This window comes from Lacihabitans lacunae (genome assembly GCF_042649125.1).
GTDB classification, from domain to species: Bacteria; Bacteroidota; Bacteroidia; order Cytophagales; family Spirosomataceae; genus Leadbetterella; species Leadbetterella lacunae.
This window is the reverse complement of the sequence record NZ_JBHRYQ010000001.1, coordinates 4864693-4881150: the sequence shown is the minus strand read 5'-3', so window position 1 is coordinate 4881150 and position 16458 is coordinate 4864693. Positions and strand designations below refer to the sequence as shown.

Sequence of the window (16458 nt, the reverse complement as noted above, 5' to 3'; positions counted from 1 at the left end):
TTAAAAATTTCTTTCTCAATTAGATTTTCGAGCTACTTTATTAAAACTTATATTGCAGCTACTTTTCACCAAAAAACTAATCTTTTTAATGTCTGCTCAAGACTTCTCTACTTCAGTTGCTTACTTTTCGATGGAATTTGGAATCGACCAAGCTTTAAAAACCTATTCGGGTGGCTTAGGATATTTGGCCGGCTCACACATGCGAAGTGCCAATGCTCTTAATCAAAACCTAATTGGGGTTGGCATATTGTGGAAATACGGCTATTACGATCAAACCCGAAAAGCTGACAACAGCCACGAGGTGATGTTTAGGGAACACATGTATAGTTTTTTGGAAGACACCACAGTTAGATTTCAAATAGAAATAGATAAGAAACAGGTTTGGGTAGCCGTTTATTTGCTTCCCTCACAGGTATTTAACACCGCTCCTATTTATTTCCTAACTACCGATACCGATGGCAATGACGCTTGGGCCCGCTCCATTTCGTACCATTTATACGACAAAGAAGCCACTATAAAAGTAGCTCAATGCATGTTATTGGGAATAGGCGGTGCAAAGTTTTTGGAAATAAATAATAAAGAACCAGAAGTATATCATTTCAATGAAGCTCATGCAGTTTCGGCGGCTTTTTACCTGTATAAAAAAAATAAAAACTTAGAAGAACTCAGAAAAAAAATAGTTTTCACAACCCACACACCTGAAGAGGCAGGTAATGAAAAGCATGAGCTAAACTTCTTGCTGAACCTCGGTTTTTTTGGTGAATTAACCTTGCCTGAAGTTATATCGGTGGGCTTGGTAGAAGGCAATGTTTTCAACCATTCATTAGCAGCACTGCATGTGGCTAAAAAAGCCAATGCGGTTTCAAAACTACACGGTGAGGTTAGTAGAAAAATGTGGAGTAAATATTCTAAAATTTGCCAAATAACACATATTACCAACGCTCAAAACAAAGCATATTGGGTAGATCATGCATTAGAAGCTGCACGGTTAAATAAAGACTCCGTAACCATTAATTCCAGAAAAAAAGCCCTAAAAACTATATTATTTAAAGAAGTAGCCGACCAAGTTGGCAAACTGTTTGACCCTGAAGTTTTAACCATAGTTTGGGCGAGAAGATTTGCCGGATACAAACGCCCTGACCTTATTACTAGAGACATAGAACGCTTTAATAGAATATTAAACAACTCAAAGTATCCTTTACAAATCATATGGGCAGGAAAACCTTATCCTTTTGATCAAGGTGCAATCGACACCTTTAATGCTTTACATAACTTAAGCTATTTACACCCGAACATGGCCATACTAACTGGTTATGAGCTAGCTCTTTCTAAAAAATTAAAAGACGGAGCAGACATTTGGCTTAACAATCCGGTGGTTACAAGAGAAGCCTCGGGTACCTCAGGCATGACCGCCGCTATGAACGGAGCTTTAAATTTATCTACCTTTGATGGGTGGATTTGTGAATTCGCCAACGAGTCAAATAGTTTTATAAGCCCAATAACAAAATCTCAAAACGACTTGGCGAGAGACCAAGCAGATATGAAAAACATATTGGACAAGCTAGAATTTGAAATTTTGCCAATGTATTATGAACAAAAAGAGAAATGGAATAAAAAAGTATTGCAATCGATGAATGACATCGTGCCGTTCTTTGATTCAAACCGGATGGCGGAAGAATATTACCAAAAGATGTATAATTAGAAATAATGCAAAATTTATCCATTTCTATTCTCAGTCACTATATTTGATATAATTTCCAGAGAATTTACTATGCTTTTTTAACCAAAACCCCTAAAATCCAAATTGGCATGATAAGTGAAACATTCATTTCATAAAATACGCTATATTTGTAATCAGCCTTATCGGACAATATGAAATCAAGAATATATTTTATTATACTTACTGCATTCCTTTTTACGGCCTGTTCATCTAAAAGTGGTTCTGGATATGTACCAAAACCGAAAGGATACAACAGAATAGACATACCCGTAGCACAATATCAGACTTTGGAAGGGAATTATCCGTATACATTTGAGTATTCTAAGTTGGCCGAAATAATGCCAGACAAATCAACAAATGCAGAGCCCTATTGGATAATAGTAAACTACCCTACGCTCAATGCAAAAATTCAGTTTACATACAAACCCCTAAACGGCGACCTGAAAAAACTAGATGCCCATGTGGCTGATGCGTATAAATTGGCATCTAAGCACCAAGTTAGAGCTACCTCTCAAACCGAGCAAATAGTGTCACTACCAAATGGTAAGAAGGCCGTTGTTATGGAATTAGAGGGAGAAGTACCGAGTCATTTGCAATTTTATATCACAGATACAACTCAAAATTACCTTCGTGGAGCCATGTACCTCAACAAGGCTACGCTAAACGACTCCCTAACTCCCATAGTTAATTATATAAAAAAAGACTGTATTCATATTTTGAAAACCTTAAATTGGAAAAAATGAGCAACTGGACTTCGGTATATAAAGGAAAAAATATTTTCAGAGCTAATGTTTTAAAAAACGAATTAGCTGAAAAAGGAATAGAAAGCATAGTAATAGACAAAATAGACCATTTGTATCCATTTTTGGGCTATGCGGAGTTGCTCGTAAACAAAGACCAAGTAGAAATAGCAAAAATCACCATAGATAATTTCGTCCTAGATGATAAAGAAACTGACTGACCGCTCAAACTTAACTCAAAGAATAGTGGCGGCATTAATAGGTGCCCCCCTGATCGTGTATTGTACTATTTTTAGTCCATATTCATTTTGGATTTTATACACAACCATCGGCGTACTTACTATTTATGAATTTTACAAACTATTGGGCCTCAATGGAAATTTTCCACTAACTATATACGGAACAGTTTGTGGGGCCGTAATATTAACATTGACTTTTTTTATAGAAACCGAAAAAATTGACTTTGATAATTACTATTGGATAGTGCCAATGCTAACATTAACGTTCTTTATTAAGTTATATAAAAAGAATGACGTAAAACCATTTGAAAACCTCGGATATACCTTTCTAGGCATCATATATGTAATTTTGCCTTTTGCTTTATTGATAGAAAGCGTAATGGACAAAGGGGGTTTTAACCCCTATTTGGCATTCGGAATATTGATAATTTTATGGGTAAATGATTCGGGTGCTTATTTTTCTGGGAGGTTTTTAGGAAAAAGAAAATTATTTGAAAGAGTTTCTCCAAAAAAAACATGGGAGGGCTTTTTTGGGGGTGCAATATTCGCTTTGATTGCAGCGTTTTTATTTTCTAAGATTACAGAAACTCTAACTTTAAACCATTGGATCGCAATTGCCTTAATAATTGTTATTACAGGAACCCTAGGTGACCTTGTAGAATCATTATTTAAGAGAAGCATTGCCATCAAAGATTCGGGAAGTATAATTCCTGGCCACGGTGGTTTTTTAGACAGATTTGACGGTCTTTTACTTTCTATGCCCTTTATTGTTACTTTTTTAAAATTATATCACGGACTGTTTTGAAACTTTTAATAAGATATTTTACCGTTATTTTTTGTCTATTTTTAATGGGGCAAAGTTTGGATTCATTTGCCCAAGGTGAAAAAAAATACATTACGTTCTCTGGCTTTGTAATAGACGGTACCAATGACGAACCTTTAGCAGGTGCTTATGTAATCAATGACAAAGCAGGCAGAGGTGTGTTTACAAACGGGAGGGGATATTTCATTTTAGATGTATTTCCCGGAGATTCTATCTTGTTTTCATATTTGGGTTTCAAAAAACAATTTCACATTATTCCTAAATCAGTGGGATTAAACTATTCTGCAGTAGTAGAATTAAGCATGGACGCAAAACTACTAAAAGAGGTAAAAGTATATCCTTTTAGAACCGAAGAAGAGTTTAAAACTGCCTTTTTAGAGATGGAATTGCCCGATCAAAAAGAGCGAGATATATTGGAGAAAAACTACAGCTCAGAAAATATAAAAATGGCCGCAGCTAATCAGGCAATGGGAAGTATGGGAAATTATAGATACTCCATGGACCAGCAATTGATGCATTTGCAGGCACAGAAACAAACCACCATGAATCCGCTGACCAACATAGCGGCTTGGTCTAGTTTTATCAAGTCTGTGAAAAATGGTTCGTTTACAGATAAAAGTTGGAAAAAAGGCACCTACGTACCCACCGAAAAAGGTTCGAGAGACAATATATTTAGAGCAGGGGGAAATTAATCATTCCGCTTTGGGTTCTTTAAACCATTCCGCATATTTAATATAATTGTTTGCTGTTCTCAAAAAAACTTCTCCAAGCTCGGGAGTAACTTCTTTTATTTGTTTTGCTGGATTGCCGACCCAAACTGTTCCAGGAGGCACCTTAGTATTTTGGGTCACTACAGCTCCTGCACCTATTATAGAGTTTTTGCCTATCACGGCCCCATCCATCACAATAGCACCCATACCAATTAGCACTTCGTCTTCTATCACACACCCATGCACAATAGCATTGTGAGCTATGCTGACAGAATCCCCAATAATTGTTTTTGTTTTTTGATAAGTACAATGTATCACAGCACCGTCTTGAATATTTACTTTATTGCCCATTTCTATGGCGTTTACATCTCCTCTAACCACGGCATTAAACCAAACTGTGCAATCGTCACCCATGGTAATATTCCCGACCAAAGTGGCATTAGGTGCAAACCAACAATTTTCGCCATAAACAGGAGATTTTTCTAAAACTGGTAATATTAAAGCCATAGTATTTTCTCAAAAAAAGTATATTATAAATGTAAACATTTGCAAATTAGCCTAAAATCAAATATTTACCCTCGAACAAAAAAATATTTTGTTCACAAAATCAAAAAAAGCAATTGCATAGCTTCTTACCATAGCAAAAGCATAACAGAATACATTACTAAATAAAGAAATCTATAAATTATAAAAAGAAATCACTTGTAATAAAGATTTGATATTTCGGTAAAATCCAGATTATCTATATCTTAAATATAAGTTTAAATATCAAAATGAAAATTCAAGAAAGTCAAAATACAAATAAACCTTTAAGCACATTCAGCATTTGGGCCATTGGTGTAGGAATGGTTATTTCTGGCGAATCTTTCGGATGGAATTTTGGCTGGGCTATTACAGGTCCCATTTGGTTCTTTGTGCCAGTTTTTATTGCAGCAATTTTGTATTTTGGCTTGGTTCAAACTCTGCTTGAATTAGCATGTGTGTATCCACAAGCAAACGGCCCACAAGACTATGTCAAAAAAGCATTTGGTGAGAAAGCTGGTGCTTTTATTGCCGTTGCTATTCTGCTTGAGTTTTTGTTTGCTACCCCCGCTATAGCCAGCTCACTAGGTGAATACCTCGGATTTCTTTTAGAAGACCTTTCCATTAGCCCATATATTTCTACAGGTTTTTTGGTGCTTTTTTTTATCATTAATTTATTTGATTTACACATTGGAGTCAAATTCCTGATTACGCTTACCATACTCGCAATTTTAGAGTTACTAATCTACCAAGGAACTATTGCAGCATCTTTTAATACACAAAACTTAAGTCATGTCCCTTTTGGAGGCTTAAACTTTGAAAACTTCTTAGCTGCATTGCCGTATGCCATTTGGTTGTTTTTGGCCATTGAAGGCATTTCATTAATGACCAAAAATTTACCCCAAAACAAACTCAGAAAAACTCTAGGCCGCGGATACTACTTCGCTTTTTTCACCTTGCTAGTTTTAGCAATTTTGGTTTTACTTTTAGCTGCTGGAGGAATAAACTGGAGCAACAAAGAAAACCTAAGCATATTAGAAGACAATCACCCCATGCCTGCTTCTATGGCCTTAATATTAGGTAAAGAAAATGTAATGGTAACCATTTTTACATTCATAGGCTTATTTGGCTTAATCGCCTCATTACAGGGCATAACTTTGGCGGCCACTACTCAACTTGAGCAATTACTCCCTGAATTCAACATACAGAAAACCTCAAAGAGATTTCTTTCCTCTCTAATTGTTTTTTTGATAAGCGTAGCGGCAATCTGGCTAAGTCAAACAAATTTACTTATTGAAATATCTGTATTCGGAGCAGTTTGCATGTATCTAGCAGTAAGTATTTCTCTATTTTTCTTAAGAGAAAATAAGTTAAAAAGCCTAGCAAAAAAGACTCCCAATCACTATTATCATTCAGATTTCAACTATACAATATCGACCGTATTTACATTTTCAACTGCCTTTATTTCCATTTTATGTATTTGGTCATTTGCCAAATTGCAGACCAGGTCTTTCTTTATTTTTATTATATTTGGTATCGTCTATGTTATTCTAAACAATAAAAAAACCAATGGGATATAGTTTTAATATTGGAAGTAATTTTTATAAGTTCAAAGATTTAAAAACACTATTGGCAAAAGCCACTCCCCTACGCTCAGGAGATGAACTAGCAAAACTTGGGGCCAACTCAAATGCCGAACGTATTGCAGCACAATATGCCTTAAGTGAGGTCCCTTTGACTGATTTTATAGAAAACCCAATTATTCCATATGAAAATGATGAAGTAACTCGCTTAATAATAGACAACCACGATTCGAACAGTTTCAGTAAAATAAACCAATACTCTGTTGGTCAATTTCGAGATTGGCTATTAAGCCATGAAGCTACAAATGAGCGAATCTCAGAACTAAAAATGGCATTAACACCTGAAATGGTGGCGGCGGTATCGAAACTTATGCGAAACCAAGACCTAATTTCTGTTGCTTCAAAAATAGAAGTAATCACTAAATTTAGAAATACTATTGGTCAAAAAGGAAGAGTTTCCATTCGCCTACAACCCAATCATCCGACTGATAACCTTAAGGGAATACTAGCAAGCACGCTCGATGGATTATTATATGGTTGTGGAGATGCCGTAATTGGAATAAATCCAGCAACAGATAGTCCTGAAATAACCTCAAAACTACTAAACCTACTAGAAGACTTACGACTAAAGTATGAAATACCAACCCAAAACTGTGTATTATGCCATGTCACTACAGCATTAGAAATAATAAATAAAGCACCGATAGACTTGGTTTTCCAATCTATTGCAGGTTCTGAAAAAGCAAATGGGTCTTTTGGCATACACTTAGGTATATTAAAGGAGGCTAACGAAGCTGCAAAAGAGTTAAAAAGAGGAACAGTTGGTAACCAAGTTATGTATTTTGAAACAGGCCAAGGGTCAGCACTTTCGGCTAACGCTCATCATGGAGTAGACCAACAAACCATGGAAGTTAGAGCATATGCAGTGGCTAGACATTTTGATCCATTTTTAGTAAATTCAGTTGTAGGCTTTATCGGACCCGAATATTTATATGACGGTAAACAAATAACACGAGCAGGACTTGAAGATCATTTTTGCGGTAAATTAATGGGTTTACCCATGGGCGTAGACGTTTGCTACACCAACCACGCTGAGGCAGACCAAGACGACATGGACAACCTAATGACTTTATTGGGTGTGGCTGGTTGTAATTTTTTCATGGGCGTACCAGGAGCAGACGATATCATGCTTAACTATCAGTCTACATCTTTTCATGATGCCCTTTATTTAAGAAAAGTTTTAAATAAAAAACCAGCCCCAGAATTTGAAGAGTGGCTAACTAAAATGGGCATTTTCGATAAAATAGGAAACAAACTAGACGCATTAGAAAGTCACACTTTACTAAAAGGATTATGAATATAGAAAAGCAAAATCAATGGCAAAAACTAAAGGAACATACTAATGCCAGAGTTGCATTAGGCTCAGTTGGCATTGGAATGCCTCTTAGTGAAGTATTAGCTTTAAAATTAGCACATGCACAAGCCAAAGATGCAATAGAAACAACTTTAGACTCCGAACTATTAAAGAAACAAACGGAGGCTTTAGGAGTGCCTTTTTATAGTTTTAAAAGTAAAGTAAAAGATAGAAAAGAATATTTAAAAAGACCTGATTTAGGCAGGTGTCTTGATGCCGACCAAATACACCAAGGTAAAAATCAATTTGATATCTTATTTGTATTAACAGATGGACTCTCGGCCGAGGCTGTGAACCAAAATGCCTTTGATGTTTTAAAATTAGCGATACCGAAATTAATCAATACGTATAGCATAGCCATAGCTGTTGTGGAACAAGGAAGGGTAGCTATTGGAGATGAGCTATCAGAACTATTTCATTCTAAATTTACGGCTCTTTTTATTGGGGAAAGACCTGGACTATCATCACCCGTAAGTATGGGCATATATACTACTTACGAAGCAAGGGCTGGTTTTACTGACGAAAAAAGAAACTGTATATCTAACATTCATCAAAATGGATTTTCGACCGAGGAAGCAAGCATTTTGTTAAACTATCTTATTTTAAATTCATTTGAATTAAAAATAAGTGGTGTCAATTTAAAAATTGACTTAAAAAAGCTATTACCATAAACAAAAAAAAAGAGCTTATAAAAGCTCTTTTAAAATATCTTACGATTAGGCTAATATTAAAAATGTCTTTCGCCTTTTTCTCTTTTTCCTAATAAAACTGCTCCTGCCATAGCAACTAGAAACAATACTGAAACCAATTCGAATGGTAGTAAATAGTTTTTATAAAGAACCATTCCTAGTGTTTCAATTAAGCCAGTTTTGGGGTCAAAGTTATTATAATTCACTCGCTCAACCTCAGCTTTTTTTATTACACTAACCAAAATAAACAACAATAAGCCACCTGTTACAAAACTAGAAATCATTACTGAGTTCTTGGCCATTTCGTTTTCTTCTTCTCTAAGGTTTAAAAACATAACCACAAAGATGAATAATACCATGATAGCACCTGCATATACAATGATATTTACCACAGCCAAAAACTGAGCATTTAACATCAAGTAGTGCCCTGAGAGTGTAAAGAATGTCAAAATTAAATACAGAATACTATGTACCGGCTTTTTAGAAAGAATAGTACCTAATGCTCCAAAAAGTGTAAAAATTGACAACACAAAGAAGGTCCATTGTGTAGCCGTAATGTTTTTAAGAATCTCTAAATATTGCATAAAACTATATTATTTATTTTCTAACCAAAGTTTAGCCATGTCCTCTTTGGTCCAAGCATCTCTTTCATATCTATTGTCCATATCTTCTACCAATTGGTCTTTACCATAAATAACTTGGTCTCTTGAAGTAAACACAGGAACAAATTTATCGTGACGAAGATAAATGGCTTCTTTTGGACAAGCCTCTTCACATAACCCACAGAAAATACAACGAAGCATATTTACTTCATAAGCCGCCGCATATTTTTCTTCTCTGTATAAATGCTCTTCGCCTTTAACTCTTTCTGCAGCTACCATCGAAATGGCCTCAGCAGGGCAAGCAACTGCACAAAGACCACAAGCAGTACAACGCTCTCTGCCTTTGTCGTCACGTTTTAATATATGGTGGCCTCTAAATACAGGCCCTAAATATCTCTTTTCTTCTGGATACCTTATAGTCGCTTTTTTAGAAAAAAAGTGTTTTAATGTAATCCCCATACCTTTAAACACACCCGGAAAATAAGTGTTTTCAAGTAGGCTAAGTTCTGATTTATCAGTTTTTTTAGATCTGTCTGTTAATTGCATATCTTAGTCTTTTAATTGGTAGAAGGAAGTCTTTTCTTTTTAAACATTGGATAAACAAAGAAGTAAATTACCGCTAAAATGGCTAATCCTACCCAGTTATACAGAAGTGGGCTTCCTGAAAGCTCAGCAGCTGAAACTATCACTAAATTTATCATAGCTAAAGGAAACATTCCTTTCCAAGCCACATTCATTAATTGGTCATATTTAAATCTCGGCACCGTCCATCTGATCCACATAAATGTAAAAATAAAGAAACAAATTTTAGCGAAGAAAGCTAAAAAGCCAACTGCAGCAGCCAAATTATGACCCATCACTTCTCCTGTATTTGCAGTTAAAAAGCTGTAAACATAATCCATTCCTGGGTAATTAAAACCACCCAAATATAAACTCGCTATTACGGTTGAAGAGATAAACATGTTAACATATTCTGCAAACATAAATAAACCAAACTTCATTGAACCATACTCTGTGTGATATCCGGCTACTAGTTCGTTTTCAGATTCTGGCAAATCAAATGGCGTACGGTTACACTCTGCTAACGAACAAGTAAAAAACAATAAAAAACCCATCGGCTGATAGAAAATATTCCAGTCAAGCCCATGTTGAGACAAAACCATGCTTTTTACCGAAAGTGAACCTGTCATTACGATAATCGCCAACAATGAAAGACCCATTGCAAGCTCGTATGAAATATTTTGAGATGCGGCACGAATAGCTCCGTAAAGCGAGTATTTATTATTAGAAGCCCAGCCTCCAATCAAAATACCGTAAACGCCCAAAGAAACGACCCCAAAAACCCAAAGGATACCTATGTTTACATCAACTCCTTGAAAATCTACTTTTTGCCCTGCAATAATAAGTGTGTCTCCAAAAGGGATAACAGCACTTGAAAGCAAAGCGGTAAACATGGCAATAGCTGGTCCAATAATAAATAACCATTTATCTGCCAAAGTAGGAATAAAATCTTCCTTCAAAAACAACTTGGCCCCATCTGCTAGCGGTTGCAAAAGACCAAATGGACCCGCTCTGTCCGGACCAACTCTATCTTGAATATACGCTGCAATCACCCTTTCAAAATATGTTTCATAGGCTGCAACGCCCATGCTAAGTAAAAATATTCCGAGGATAATGCCTCCTTTAATTAATAATACTGATTCCATATTTATTTAAGACTCTTATTTTTAGAAAAGAAAGCGTCATTCTTCTCCATTAACTTTTTATAATCTTCTGACTCTTTAACCTCAGCTAAATTATGCTCATAAGGACGGCTGTCATCTATCTTTTTGAAATTTTCTTTTGCGTACTCTAGGGCAAATTTTGGTTTTGCGATTTCATTAGCTCTATATTTATTCGCCGAAATAACAGAAGCACGACTAACCTTCGTCGGTCCTTCTATAACCCAATCAGACGTATTTTTACGCTCAAATCTACATGTATTGCAAATAAACTCTTCTACTTCGCCCCAAATGTTTTTTCTGGCCGTTACTCTGATTACCTCGTCTCCTTTATACCAAAGATTTACTTTACCCGAACATTTTTCGCAGGCACAATGAGCATCTACTGGTTTTGAAAACCAAACTCTGCTTTTAAACCTGTAGGTTTTGTCTGTCAAGGCTCCTACCGGACATACATCTATCATGTTTCCAGAGAAATCGTTATCTATGGCTTTAGAAATATATGTACTGATTTGAGCATGATCTCCTCTGTTCATCACGCCATGTACACGCTCATTGGTGATTTGATCGGCTGTGTAAACACATCTGTAACAAAGCACACAACGGTTCATGTGAAGCTGAATCTTATCTCCAATATTTTCTGGTTCATAAGTTCTTCGGTCTTCCTCAAATCTCGTAGCCTCTGTTCCGTGTTCAAACGCAAAGTCTTGTAAGTGACATTCTCCGGCTTGATCACAAACAGGGCAATCAAGCGGATGGTTTAATAACAAAAACTCTACCACACCTTTACGTGCTTCTACCACATCTGGACTTGTGAAATTTTCAACCTTCATGCCGTCTTGTGCCATCGTAATACACGATGCTACCAACTTAGGCATAGGTCTTGGATCTTTTTCTGAACCTTGGGTAACTTTCACCAAACAAGCCCTACATTTGCCACCAGAACCCTTCAATGGTTTGTAATAACACATTGCAGGAGGTGCCACATCAGGCCCAATCTGACGAGCAGCTTCCATAATACTTGTGCCAGCGGGCACATTTACTTCTTGGCCGTCTATCGTAACTTTTATTAACTGAGGAGTATCCATTTATTTGACTCTACCTTTTATTATTTTAAGCAATAATTTCTTCTTTCATATATACAGCACCTGCTTTTGTAGCAGCTGATGGGTTTTTAACATGCCACTCAAACTCGTCTCTAAAGTGACGAATAGCACTAGCTACTGGCCATGCAGCTGCATCGCCAAGTGGACAAATAGTGTTCCCTTCTATTTTTTTAGCAACATCTACCAACAAATCTATGTCTCTCATGTTTCCATGTCCGTGCTCAATTCTGTGTAGCACTTTTTCCATCCATCCGGTTCCTTCTCTACAAGGCGAACACTGTCCGCATGATTCATGGTGATAAAAACGAGAAAAATTCCATGTGTTTCTAACAATACAAGTAGTTTCGTCCATGGCAATGAATCCACCTGATCCTAACATTGTTCCTGAAGCAAAACCACCGTCAGAAAGCGATTCGTAAGACATCAGTCTGTCTTCGCCATTGGCAGTTTTGAGGAATAAATCGGCGGGTAAAATTGGAACAGATGATCCTCCGGCTACTACTGCCTTCAGATAATGTCCTTTTCTAATTCCTCCTAAATATTGGTCTGAGTTCAAAAATTCATCTACTGGTAAACCAAGGTCAATTTCATAAACCCCTGGTTTGTTAATATGTCCAGAAGCAGATATCAATTTTGTCCCCGTACTTCTACCTATACCAATCTTGGCATATTCATCACCACCGTTGTTGACAATCCATGGTGTATTTGCGATAGATTCCACATTGTTTACCACAGTTGGGCTTTGGTATAATCCTTTCACTGCTGGAAAAGGAGGCTTGTTTCTTGGATTTCCTCTTTTGCCTTCTAAAGATTCAAGCAAAGCGGTTTCTTCTCCGCAGATATAAGCACCACCACCTGGCTGAACCACTATTTCGAGGTCATAACCCGTACCTAAAATATTTTTACCTAGAAAACCAGCATTTTTAGCTTCTTCAATCGCTTTTTCTAGGATTCTAATTACATACATTAACTCACCTCTTACATATATAAATGAGGTGTTTGCCCCAAGTGCGAAACTCGAAACGATCATTCCCTCAATCAAAAGATGAGGAATACTTTTCATTAAATAATGATCTTTGAAAGTACCCGGCTCTGATTCGTCAGCATTACAAACCAAATATCTTGGCACACCTTCAGGTTTGGCTAAAAAGCTCCATTTCATTCCCATAGGGAAACCTGCTCCTCCTCTACCTCTAACTCCTGATTTTTTTACTTCCTCAACTATTTCGTCCGGAGACATTTTCTTGAGGGCTTTTTCTACAGCCGCATAACCACCATGCTTTCGATAAACTTCAAAAGTTTCGATTCCTGGCTTATCTAAATGTTCGGTTAATATTTTTGTTGCCATTTTATTTACTCAGTTCGTCGATTATTTCATCTACTTTTTGATTGTCTAAATGCATGAAAAACTTTTCACGAATTTGGAAACATGGTCCCCAACCGCAAGCAGCTAGACACTCTACTTCTTTTAAGGTAAACATTCCATCTGATGTGGTTTCGTTTGCCTTAACTCCTAATTTGTTTTTCAGGTGGTCATATACTTCTTCACCACCCATTGTACAGCAAGGACCAGTACGGCAATATTCTATTACATGCTTACCTACTGGCTCAAGGTGAAACATTGTATAAAACGTAGCAACCTCGTAAACTTCAATTGGAGCTATATCAAGCAAACTTGCTACGTAATCCATAGTGGCAGCACTAACCCACCCAAACTGCTCTTGAGCCAAATGAAGCAATGGAAGCAAAGCAGATTTTTGTTTTCCTGCAGGGTAACGAGCTATTATTTCTTTTGCTTTAGCTAATCTATCTTCTGTAAATGATATTTTTTCAGACATCTTTTTTTGAAATATTCTTAATAATTAAGCGTCAAGTTCACCGGCTATTACATTCAAACTACTCATGATAGCTACTGCATCAGATATAGTTAATCCTTTACACATTTCTGGATATGCTTGATAGTAGATAAAACTTGGCCTTCTGAAGTGTAATCTAAATGGAGCTCTACCTCCATCACTTATTAAATAAAAACCTAATTCGCCGTTTCCACCTTCTACTGCATGGTAAACCTCTCCAACTGGAGCGTCTATTTCACCCATCACAATCTTAAAGTGATAGATTAGGGCTTCCATGTTTCGGTAAACTTCTTTTTTGGGAGGAAGGTAATAGTGATCTTCGTCTGCGTAATATGGACCAGCAGGTAGATTTTCTATAGCTTGTTGAATTATCTTCAAACTTTCCCATATCTCTCCATTTCTAACCATAAAACGGTCGTAAGTATCGCCATTGTGCCCCACTGGTATCTCAAAATCGAAATCAGCATAAGCAGAATATGGTTCCATTACTCTAACGTCATAATCTATACCAGTAGCTCTAAGGTTTGGCCCTGTAAAGCCATATTCCATAGCCCTTTCTTTAGTAATAGGTCCTACGTTTATTGTTCTATCTCTAAAAATTTTATTTCTATTAAAGAGCTCTTCAAACTCTTTTTGGACTTTAGGCATAGAGTTAAATGCCAAGTCTCTGATTTTAGCAATGGCTGATGGAGAAAGGTCTCTTTCCATTCCGCCTATTCTACCCATATTGGTAGTTAATCTTGCTCCGCAAACTTCTTCATAGATTTCATAGATTTTTTCTCTCTCTTGAAAAACGTATAAAAATCCTGAATAAGCTCCCGTATCCACACCCAAAATAGAATTACAAATTAAGTGGTCACTAATTCGAGCCAATTCCATCATGATAACTCTGATGTATTCGGCTCTGCTAGGAACTTTTATACCCAAAAGCTTTTCTACCGTCATGTGCCATCCAAAATTATTAATTGGAGACGAGCAATAGTTAAGACGGTCGGTAAGCGTAGTAATTTGATAGAAAGGTCTTCTTTCGGCTATTTTTTCGAAAGCTCTGTGAATGTAACCTACCGTTTGTACACCTGAAACAATTTTCTCACCATCCATTTGTAACACATTCTGGAAAATTCCGTGTGTAGCAGGGTGAGTAGGTCCAAGGTTTAATGTAGTATATTGTTTGTCCTCAACCATCGGCATGTTTAGTGCCAAGGCGTCGTTGGTATCTTTCGGAGTTATGATTTTATTCTCTGTCATTTATTCTCTTATTTATCTACCAAATAATGCGTCAATCTTGTCTTCTCTAGTAGCATCTTCAAGTGGATATTCCTTTCTCATTGGGAAATAATCCATCTCGTCAATATTTAGGATTCTAATTAAATTAGGGTGTCCTACATAATTAACACCAAAGAAGTCATATGCTTCTCGCTCAAGCCAGTTGGCTGCAGCAAACAAACTTGTAAGTGAAGGAACCGATAGGTCTTCTTTAGGCATAAACACTTTAATTCTTACACGGATATTGTTTTCCCAGCTATGCAAATGGACAACCGAACAGAACTCTTTACCGGAGTTGTCCGGCAAATGAATTGCAGTAATATCCGTTAAGAAAGTAAATTTAAAACTAGGATGTTCTTTTAGGTAAGAAACAATTTCGAGAAGATTTTCTCCTTGGGTAGTGAAAGTCAAAAGACCAAAAGGCTCTTCGAATTCGAAAACCTTTTCGCCGAAATGGCCTACTATTTCTTCAACTATATTTTGGTTGTTTATCATTTTGGTCTTATAGTATTTTATAAGAATCTAACAATGCTTTATATTCATCCGAATCCCTTCTTCTAAGCGATTCACTTTTAGCTAATTCTTGGATTTGCATCAAGCCATCTAAAATTTGCTCTGGTCTAGGCGGACACCCTGGTACATATACGTCAACAGGAATTACTCTATCGATTCCTTGAAGTACTGAATAGGTGTCAAAAATACCACCAGATGAGGCACATGCACCTACAGCCATAACCCATTTTGGCTCGGCCATTTGGGCATAAACTTGCCTTACAATAGGACCCATTTTTTTTGCTATGGTTCCCATTACCATTAAAATGTCTGCTTGTCTTGGGGAGAAACTCGGTCTTTCAGAACCAAATCTTGAGATGTCATAATGAGATGCCATAGTAGCCATGAACTCAATGCCGCAACATGAAGTTGCAAAAGGCAAAGGCCATAAAGAGTGACTACGGGCTATCCCCATAACTTTATCTAGTGAGGTAGCAAAAAAACCTGAACCTTCAAATCCTTCTGGTGCTTCTACCATTTTTACTTCACTCATATTATCTTTAAATTTTCTTTAGAACTAACTAATCAAAAAGTCAAATGTTTCAATCTTCATCCCAATTAAGGACACCTTTTTTAATGATGTAATAAAACCCGGCCATTAGAAAGGCCACAAAGGTTAACATTTCACCAAAACCAAACCAACCAAGCGATTTAAAGTTAACCGCCCAAGGGTACATAAAGACTATCTCAACATCAAACAAAACGAATAAGATAGCAACTAAAAAGTATTTTACTGAAATTGGAGAACGTGCATCGCCCTCGCTTTCAATACCACACTCGAAAGGATCTTCCTTTCTCTTACTTTTCACTCTAGGTCCTAAAACACTTGTAGCCCAAATAATAAGTGACACAAAACCCAACGCTACTCCAATTTGAAATAACAATGGCAAATAATCTTGTGGAAGGTTTTTCATT

Annotated in this window: 19 protein-coding genes; 8 read left to right on the top strand and 11 right to left on the bottom strand. The window is 36.7% G+C overall.

Annotation, left to right across the window (positions count from 1 at the left end):
- Window positions 1–88: 88 nt before the first annotated feature.
- From glgP to ACFOOI_RS20665, 5 genes are all read left to right on the top strand, one after another.
- Window positions 89–1702, top strand: a complete 1614-nt coding sequence (gene glgP / locus ACFOOI_RS20685) for an alpha-glucan family phosphorylase (protein WP_379839999.1) — start codon at window positions 89–91, stop codon at window positions 1700–1702.
- A 170-nt stretch (window positions 1703–1872) separates the two neighbouring features.
- Window positions 1873–2463, top strand: a complete 591-nt coding sequence (gene gldD / locus ACFOOI_RS20680; RefSeq protein WP_379839998.1) for a gliding motility lipoprotein GldD — start codon at window positions 1873–1875, stop codon at window positions 2461–2463.
- Window positions 2460–2681 carry a hypothetical protein gene (locus ACFOOI_RS20675; protein ID WP_379839997.1) on the top strand — a complete coding sequence of 74 codons (222 nt, stop codon included), beginning with the start codon at window positions 2460–2462 and terminating at the stop codon, window positions 2679–2681. Before gldD ends, ACFOOI_RS20675 begins: the two co-directional genes overlap by 4 nt.
- Window positions 2662–3504: a phosphatidate cytidylyltransferase gene (locus tag ACFOOI_RS20670; protein WP_379839996.1), complete on the top strand. Its 843-nt coding sequence runs from the start codon at window positions 2662–2664 to the stop codon at window positions 3502–3504. Before ACFOOI_RS20675 ends, ACFOOI_RS20670 begins: the two co-directional genes overlap by 20 nt.
- Before the next feature lie 56 nt (window positions 3505–3560).
- The gene (locus tag ACFOOI_RS20665) at window positions 3561–4214 is read left to right on the top strand and encodes a carboxypeptidase-like regulatory domain-containing protein (protein WP_379839995.1); all 654 of its coding nucleotides are present in this window, start codon (window positions 3561–3563) and stop codon (window positions 4212–4214) included.
- On the opposite strand, the gene ACFOOI_RS20660 is transcribed toward ACFOOI_RS20665, so the two are convergent.
- Complete coding sequence (locus ACFOOI_RS20660) at window positions 4215–4739, bottom strand: gamma carbonic anhydrase family protein (protein ID WP_379839994.1); 525 nt, start codon at window positions 4737–4739, stop codon at window positions 4215–4217.
- A 266-nt stretch (window positions 4740–5005) separates the two neighbouring features.
- Between ACFOOI_RS20660 and ACFOOI_RS20655 the strand changes: the two genes are divergently transcribed.
- The 3 genes from ACFOOI_RS20655 to eutC are packed head-to-tail and all read left to right on the top strand — an operon-like array spanning window position 5006 to window position 8422.
- Entirely contained in the window at window positions 5006–6334 is a 1329-nt protein-coding gene (locus ACFOOI_RS20655; protein WP_379839993.1) for an amino acid permease, read from the top strand.
- Window positions 6324–7694, top strand: coding sequence for an ethanolamine ammonia-lyase subunit EutB (locus tag ACFOOI_RS20650; RefSeq protein WP_379839992.1), 1371 nt, complete (start codon window positions 6324–6326; stop codon window positions 7692–7694). The genes ACFOOI_RS20655 and ACFOOI_RS20650 overlap by 11 nt, the downstream gene beginning before the upstream one ends.
- The gene (eutC, locus tag ACFOOI_RS20645; RefSeq protein WP_379839991.1) at window positions 7691–8422 is read left to right on the top strand and encodes an ethanolamine ammonia-lyase subunit EutC; all 732 of its coding nucleotides are present in this window, start codon (window positions 7691–7693) and stop codon (window positions 8420–8422) included. Before ACFOOI_RS20650 ends, eutC begins: the two co-directional genes overlap by 4 nt.
- Before the next feature lie 56 nt (window positions 8423–8478).
- Here the strand turns inward: eutC and ACFOOI_RS20640 are convergent, their stop codons facing one another.
- From ACFOOI_RS20640 to ACFOOI_RS20595, 10 genes are all read right to left on the bottom strand, one after another.
- Window positions 8479–9024, bottom strand: coding sequence for an NADH-quinone oxidoreductase subunit J family protein (locus tag ACFOOI_RS20640; RefSeq protein WP_379839990.1), 546 nt, complete (start codon window positions 9022–9024; stop codon window positions 8479–8481).
- Between the two features lie 9 nt (window positions 9025–9033).
- Entirely contained in the window at window positions 9034–9588 is a 555-nt protein-coding gene (locus tag ACFOOI_RS20635) for a NuoI/complex I 23 kDa subunit family protein (RefSeq protein WP_379839989.1), read from the bottom strand.
- Between the two features lie 11 nt (window positions 9589–9599).
- Window positions 9600–10748 (bottom strand): NADH-quinone oxidoreductase subunit NuoH, encoded by a 1149-nt coding sequence (gene nuoH / locus ACFOOI_RS20630; RefSeq protein WP_379839988.1) that lies wholly within the window; start codon window positions 10746–10748, stop codon window positions 9600–9602.
- Window positions 10749–10750: 2 nt separating this feature from the next.
- Complete coding sequence (locus ACFOOI_RS20625) at window positions 10751–11851, bottom strand: 2Fe-2S iron-sulfur cluster-binding protein (protein ID WP_379839987.1); 1101 nt, start codon at window positions 11849–11851, stop codon at window positions 10751–10753.
- Window positions 11852–11876: 25 nt separating this feature from the next.
- Window positions 11877–13217: an NADH-quinone oxidoreductase subunit NuoF gene (gene nuoF / locus ACFOOI_RS20620; RefSeq protein ID WP_379839986.1), complete on the bottom strand. Its 1341-nt coding sequence runs from the start codon at window positions 13215–13217 to the stop codon at window positions 11877–11879.
- Window position 13218: 1 nt separating this feature from the next.
- Window positions 13219–13707 (bottom strand): NADH-quinone oxidoreductase subunit NuoE family protein, encoded by a 489-nt coding sequence (locus ACFOOI_RS20615; protein ID WP_379839985.1) that lies wholly within the window; start codon window positions 13705–13707, stop codon window positions 13219–13221.
- Window positions 13708–13731: 24 nt separating this feature from the next.
- Window positions 13732–14916: an NADH dehydrogenase (quinone) subunit D gene (gene nuoD, locus ACFOOI_RS20610; RefSeq protein ID WP_379840233.1), complete on the bottom strand. Its 1185-nt coding sequence runs from the start codon at window positions 14914–14916 to the stop codon at window positions 13732–13734.
- A gap of 69 nt (window positions 14917–14985) precedes the next feature.
- Window positions 14986–15486 (bottom strand): NADH-quinone oxidoreductase subunit C, encoded by a 501-nt coding sequence (locus tag ACFOOI_RS20605; RefSeq protein ID WP_379839984.1) that lies wholly within the window; start codon window positions 15484–15486, stop codon window positions 14986–14988.
- A 7-nt stretch (window positions 15487–15493) separates the two neighbouring features.
- Window positions 15494–16036 carry an NADH-quinone oxidoreductase subunit B gene (locus ACFOOI_RS20600; RefSeq protein ID WP_379839983.1) on the bottom strand — a complete coding sequence of 181 codons (543 nt, stop codon included), beginning with the start codon at window positions 16034–16036 and terminating at the stop codon, window positions 15494–15496.
- A 49-nt stretch (window positions 16037–16085) separates the two neighbouring features.
- Window positions 16086–16457: an NADH-quinone oxidoreductase subunit A gene (locus ACFOOI_RS20595; RefSeq protein ID WP_379839982.1), complete on the bottom strand. Its 372-nt coding sequence runs from the start codon at window positions 16455–16457 to the stop codon at window positions 16086–16088.
- Window position 16458 lies beyond the last annotated feature (1 nt).